Source organism: Streptomyces sp. NPDC044002 (assembly GCF_056434525.1).
The window spans coordinates 1-5,071 of sequence record NZ_JBWKEZ010000109.1 but is presented as its reverse complement, the minus strand read 5'-3'; the positions used below and the strand labels follow the sequence as shown (position 1 = coordinate 5,071).

At 73.5% G+C, this 5,071-nt stretch carries 5 protein-coding genes; 3 read left to right on the top strand and 2 right to left on the bottom strand.

Features of this window, described 5'->3' with window-relative positions; all coding sequences use genetic code 11:
* Positions 1-55 precede the first annotated feature (55 nt).
* Positions 56-865: a hypothetical protein gene (locus tag AC07A6_RS39580; RefSeq protein WP_478780332.1), complete on the top strand. Its 810-nt coding sequence runs from the start codon at positions 56-58 to the stop codon at positions 863-865.
* Between the two features lie 372 nt (positions 866-1,237).
* On the opposite strand, the gene AC07A6_RS39575 is transcribed toward AC07A6_RS39580, so the two are convergent.
* Positions 1,238-2,125 carry a TIGR03619 family F420-dependent LLM class oxidoreductase gene (locus AC07A6_RS39575; RefSeq protein WP_478780331.1) on the bottom strand — a complete coding sequence of 296 codons (888 nt, stop codon included), beginning with the start codon at positions 2,123-2,125 and terminating at the stop codon, positions 1,238-1,240.
* 262 nt (positions 2,126-2,387) lie between these two features.
* Here AC07A6_RS39575 and AC07A6_RS39570 point away from each other — a divergent pair, with 262 nt between their 5' ends.
* Positions 2,388-2,624, top strand: a complete 237-nt coding sequence (locus AC07A6_RS39570; RefSeq protein ID WP_362473674.1) for a chaplin — start codon at positions 2,388-2,390, stop codon at positions 2,622-2,624.
* Between the two features lie 75 nt (positions 2,625-2,699).
* Entirely contained in the window at positions 2,700-3,800 is a 1,101-nt protein-coding gene (locus AC07A6_RS39565; protein ID WP_478780330.1) for a hypothetical protein, read from the top strand.
* Between the two features lie 34 nt (positions 3,801-3,834).
* Here AC07A6_RS39565 and AC07A6_RS39560 read toward each other — a convergent pair whose 3' ends face one another.
* Entirely contained in the window at positions 3,835-4,602 is a 768-nt protein-coding gene (locus AC07A6_RS39560) for a CAP domain-containing protein (RefSeq protein WP_478780329.1), read from the bottom strand.
* Positions 4,603-5,071: the final 469 nt, after the last annotated feature.

Below are 5,071 nucleotides of genomic sequence, written 5' to 3'. Positions count from 1 at the left end.
CACCACGGACGGCGGAGGAGCGTCCGCTTAGACCACCGCCAACGACCTGCATCGCATGCGGCAGGAGTGGCGGGGGCCGCGCACCGCCCCCCCCCCCCCCCCCCCCCCCCCACCGCGGCAGGACTTCCTCTCCTCGCTCGCGAGCGGCCTCTTCGGTGTCCCGCTGCGCGTCGACGTCGCCGCGGGGCTCCAGGACGTCATCGCACGCGCCACGGCCCTCGGCCCCGCCGCGACCTGGCTGGTGGCCGCGGGCCACTCGGGTCTCGCCGGCCTGGCCCTCACCCGCGGAGAGGCGGAGCCGTTCCTCTTCCACCTCGACGCCGCGGTGACGGCCGGCTACACCGACTGCGTGGCCCTGCATGCCGGCCCCGTCCTCCCGATGCACCAGGACCCCCGCTTCCGCGCCCTGTACCAGCGGATACGCCTCACCGAGGCCGACCTCGACGAGTTCTTCTGGCTGCACGGGGAGATGCGGGCCGCGGTCAGGGACGCCCAGGACGCGACGGTCGACAACATCGACCGCCTCGACACCGGGGTGTCGCTGCTCCCGCAGACCCCCCTGCCGACCCGGGAACCGGACACCGCTGGCGTCCTGATCACCCGCATCGACCTCGCCGCCGCCCAGACGGCGCTCCAGCAGGCTGCCGTGAAGGCCGAGTTCGGGCGCAGCTCGGGCAACACCGCCCTCAGCCTCATCGACGACACGTGGGACTACTCCCGTGCGCGGCGCGACGCCTGGCACGCCGACGGCCTGGACACGCGGCGCCGGCGGCACGCCGAGGCCCGGGCCTTCACCGAACGCCCCGGCGCCGGCACCGTGCTCCTCCCCGGCCCGCCGCTGGGCTCCTTCGCCTACCCTGCCTGAGTCCGGGCTGCGGTGCGAGGAGGAGGCGGGGCAGGGCCTCCGGGTGCTCCTCCGAGAGCCACCCGACCAGCCGCTCCCCGCACCGCGCGGCGGACCGTCCACAGGTCGCCCTGAGCGGCGCGGCCAGGAGCACGGTCCGGGGCGGCCGGCCGGGAAACGGTAAGGCCCCGGTCTCCGTGAGGAGGCCGGGGCCTTGTCAGAGCGCTGGGCAGGCCTTGCACCTGCATTCCCCCACGGGAAGTGGGGTGTCTTTCCTTGGACCACCAACGCATCGTCCCTTCCACCGTGTTCCGCGGTGGCGGGCTCGAGATCAACTATACGGCACGCGGCCGGCCGCCTCGAACCGCCGGCCGCGTGCCCGTACCCCCGCTCCTAGCCGGCGCGTACGAGGTCCAGGACCTTGATGCCGAGCTCCAGCGCCTCGTCCGGTTCCCGCACGCACTGCTGGAAGTCGACGAAGCAGCTGTCGGCACCCGTCTCCCGGATGCCGGCGAGGACCGCCGCGGTCTCCTCGTACGAGGTGCCCGGCTTGGCGTTGAAGCGGATGTTGCGGCGCAGGGCGTCGGGGTCGCGGCCGGCCTCCTCGGCGGCCTGCCGGGCGACGGCCCAGAGTCCGGCGAGTGCCGCGGACGGCAGGACGGCGCCGACCCAGCCGTCCGCGCGGCGGCCGACCCGGCGCATCGCGGCGGGTGAGAAGCCGCCCAGGTAGACGGGCGGGTGCGGCCGCTGGACCGGGCGCAGGCCGACGTGGGCGCGCGGGATGCGCCAGTGGGTGCCCTCGTGCCCGAACTCCTCCTCGGTCCAGATGCCCTGGAGGACGTCGAGGATCTCGTCGAGCCGTTCGCCGCGCCGCCCGAAGTCGGCGTTGACGGCGGTGTATTCGTCGCGCAGCCAGCCGATCCCGAAGCCGGCGTCCAGCCGGCCGCCGCTGACCTGGTCCAGCGAGGTGAGGGTGCGCGCGAGCAACAGGGGCGGGTACCAGGGCGCGTTGAGGGTGCTCGTGCCGAGGCGGGCGCGGTGGGTCGCGGTGGCGGCGACGGTCAGGACGGTGAGCGGGTCGAGGAAGGTCCGGTACTCGGGCGGGTACGGGTTCTCGGGCGTGTGGCCCGGGTAGATGTCGCTGGGCTCGACCGGGGTCAGCGACCGGTCGCCCACCCAGAGCGAGTCGAACCCGGCGTGCTCCGCGTCGCGCGCGAAGCCGGCTATGCGGGCGGCCTGCGCGTGAGTGCCGTACTGGGGCAGTGCGATGCCTATCTCCATGGGCCCATCGTGGACGCCGGGCGGGCCCGCGGCCCAAAGGCGCCACACGTGACACGTGACACAACGGCCTTGGACGGCCTTGCCCCGAGGCGGCCCTCCCCCGCCGCCTCGGCACCCGTTCGGGCGGTTCCCGTCACCCCGGGCGCCGTAACACGCCGTTGGTCAGGTGAATGCCGGGCCGGAGGCCCCCGGAGGCGGTGTGATCCTGCTTCGACGTCTCGACTTCGACGTCCCGACGTTCCGTCATCGACTCTGGAGTGACATGCGTATTCGAACTGCGATCGCCGCCACCGTCCTGGCCGCGGCCGGCATCCTCGGCGCCGGCGGCACCGCCGTCGCCGACGCCCACGCCGAGGGCTACGCCGTCGGCTCGCCGGGCGTGCTGTCCGGCAATGTCGTCCAGGTGCCGGTGCACATCCCGATCAACGTGTGCGGCAACACCATCAACATCATCGGCGCGCTCAACCCGGCGGCCGGCAACACCTGCATCAACACCTGATGCCGGGACCCCTCGCACCCCGCTCCGGGGTGCGAGGGGATACCGTGTTCCTCCAGTTCAAGAGGGGGAACAGTGATGTCGCACAACGCGGGATGGGGACAGCCCCCGCAGCAGTACGGGCCGCAGTGGGGAGGCGGCTGGATCCAGCCGCCACCGCAGCCGGGGGTCATACCCCTGCGGCCGCTCGGCCCGGGCGAGATGATCGGCGGCGCCTTCAAGGCCTTCCGCCAGTACTGGAAGCCGCTGGTCGGCGTCATGCTCGCGGTACAGGGCGTCGGGTTCCTGCTGGTCACCGCGGCGATCGTGATCGGTGTCGCGGCGGCGAGCAGCAGCTTCTCCGAGGTCTTCGCCGTCGATTCGGACGCGGACGCGGACAGCTCCGACGTGGCGACCGTGTTCCTGGCCCTGCTGCCGGGCGGCGTCATCCTGCTGCTCGTGATGCTGCTGGGAACCGCGGCGATCGGCGCCCTGTGCCCCGCGGTGGTGCAGGAGGCCGTGCTCGGCCGTACCGCGACCTTCCGTGACATGTGGCGCCGCAGCTGGTCCCGGCTGCCCTCGGTGCTCGGCGCCGTTTCGCTGACCGGTCTGATCGCGGGCGGGCCGGCCGTCCTGATCTACGCGATCGGATTCCCGCTGGTGTTCATCGCCCAGGACGGCGGTGGAACGCCGGCCGGCGTGTTCCTGCTGGTCCTGGCGGTCCTGGCCTGGATGCCCGTGGCGGCCTGGCTCGCCGTCCGGTTCAGCCTCGCGCCCGCCGCGGCGGTGTTCGAGGGCCTGCGCCCCGTGGCCGCGCTGCGGCGGTCGGCCGCCCTGGTGAAGGGCAGCTGGTGGCGCGTCTTCGGCGTCACCCTGCTCGCGTACCTCGTGGGGCTGGCCGGCGGTTACGCCATCCAGATGCCGTTCGGCTTCGTCGGCATCCTCGCGCTCTTCCCCGCCATGCTGGACGCCGGCTCCGGCGACGGGACGTCCGCCACGATGATCATCGGGATCGTCGTGTACGCCGTCTGCCTGCTGGCCGGCGCCGTGGTCAGCGCGCTGTTCCAGCTGGGGTACCCGCAGCTGGTGGTCTCCCTGCTGTACGTGGACCAGCGGATGCGCAACGAGAACCTCGCGCCGGCCCTGATCACGGCCGCCCACGTCGACCGCACGCCGGGCCAGGACCCCGCGTCACCCTGACGGGCGCCCCGGGCCGACGGCGTGTGAGCGGGGGTCAGCGCGCGGCGCCGAAGTCCTGCGTCCAGTACTGGCCCGGCTGGGCGAGGCCGATGCCGATCTCCTTGTACGAGCAGTCGAGGATGTTGCGCTTGTGGCCGGGGCTGTTCATCCAGCCCTCCATGACCTGCTCGGGGCTGCTGTACCCGTAGGCGACGTTCTCGCCGTACGTCCGCCACTGGTAGCCCGCGCGGGTGATGCGCTGGCCGGCGTCGGAACCGTCGGACCCGGTGTGGGACATGTTGCGGTGCGCGGCCATGTCGGCGCTGTGGTCCTGCGCGGCCTTGGTGAGCTTCTCGTTCACGGTGAGCGCGGGGCAGCCGGCCGCGGCGCGCGCCTGGTTGACGAGTTCGAGGACCTTGGCCTGCGCTTCGGGGAGCGCCCCGGCGGCCTGCGGCGCGGCGGGCGCTGCGGAGGCCTCCACCGGCTCCGGCCGGGGCTGCTGCGGCTGCGGGCGCGCGGGCGGCTCGGCCGGGGCGACCGGCTCTGCGGGCTGTTCGGCCGGCTCTTCGGCGACGGGCGCCTCGGGGGCCGGCGCCTCGGCGCCGGGCTGCCCGGGCGCGGCGGCCGGGACCGGGGCCTGCTCCGGGAGGGGGGCCTCGGACGCGTCGAAGGGGACGTCCAGCTGCGCCGCGGCGGGCCGTGCGCGGCCGGTGTCCTGGGGGTCCAGGCAGGCCATGGCGGCGGTGGGGACGGCCACGACGGCGAGCGCCCCGACGGCGACGGCTATTTTCCTGTGGTGCGTCTTCTTACGGTGCTTCTTCATGCGGGACCTCACTCGGTGATCGCGAAGCTCCCGGCGCCGGACCGCTGGGGCGCCGGAGGAGTCGCCATTCTTAGAAGGGCCGCAGGGGCATGGCAAGCCGGCGCGGGCCGGACGCGCGAGTGCCCCGGGCTCCGGCTTGAAAGGGCGGGAAGATCGTGCATACCCCCCGCACGGGCCCGCTCCGGAGCAGCTGACGCGCTGCTAGAACCACCTCTCGTCAGGAACGTTGGGAGGGGCGAAATAGAAGTTCGCGATTCCGTTTCTGGCGGAGTGCGGCATGTCAACGCCAAACAGGGACAAATGGCGAAATGTATGCCCGCGAGTCGCGCCGTGCGGGCCCGGCAGGCCGGCGGGGGCCGTGTGTCGCATGTCACGAAACCGCGGAGCCCCGGCCAACCTCGGGCCCGGGAGGGGGGGGGGTCTCGGGGGGTGGGTTGCGTGCCCTCCCATAAAGAGGTGTGTCCGGAGC

Bases quoted from the DNA above. Each gene is read 5' to 3' on its own strand.
- AC07A6_RS39560 (WP_478780329.1), bottom strand. From the start codon at position 4,602: ATGAAGAAGCACCGTAAGAAGACGCACCACAGGAAAATAGCCGTCGCC.
- AC07A6_RS39565 (WP_478780330.1), top strand. From the start codon at position 2,700: ATGTCGCACAACGCGGGATGGGGACAGCCCCCGCAGCAGTACGGGCCG.
- AC07A6_RS39570 (WP_362473674.1), top strand. From the start codon at position 2,388: ATGCGTATTCGAACTGCGATCGCCGCCACCGTCCTGGCCGCGGCCGGC.
- AC07A6_RS39575 (WP_478780331.1), bottom strand. From the start codon at position 2,125: ATGGAGATAGGCATCGCACTGCCCCAGTACGGCACTCACGCGCAGGCC.
- AC07A6_RS39580 (WP_478780332.1), top strand. From the start codon at position 56: ATGCGGCAGGAGTGGCGGGGGCCGCGCACCGCCCCCCCCCCCCCCCCC.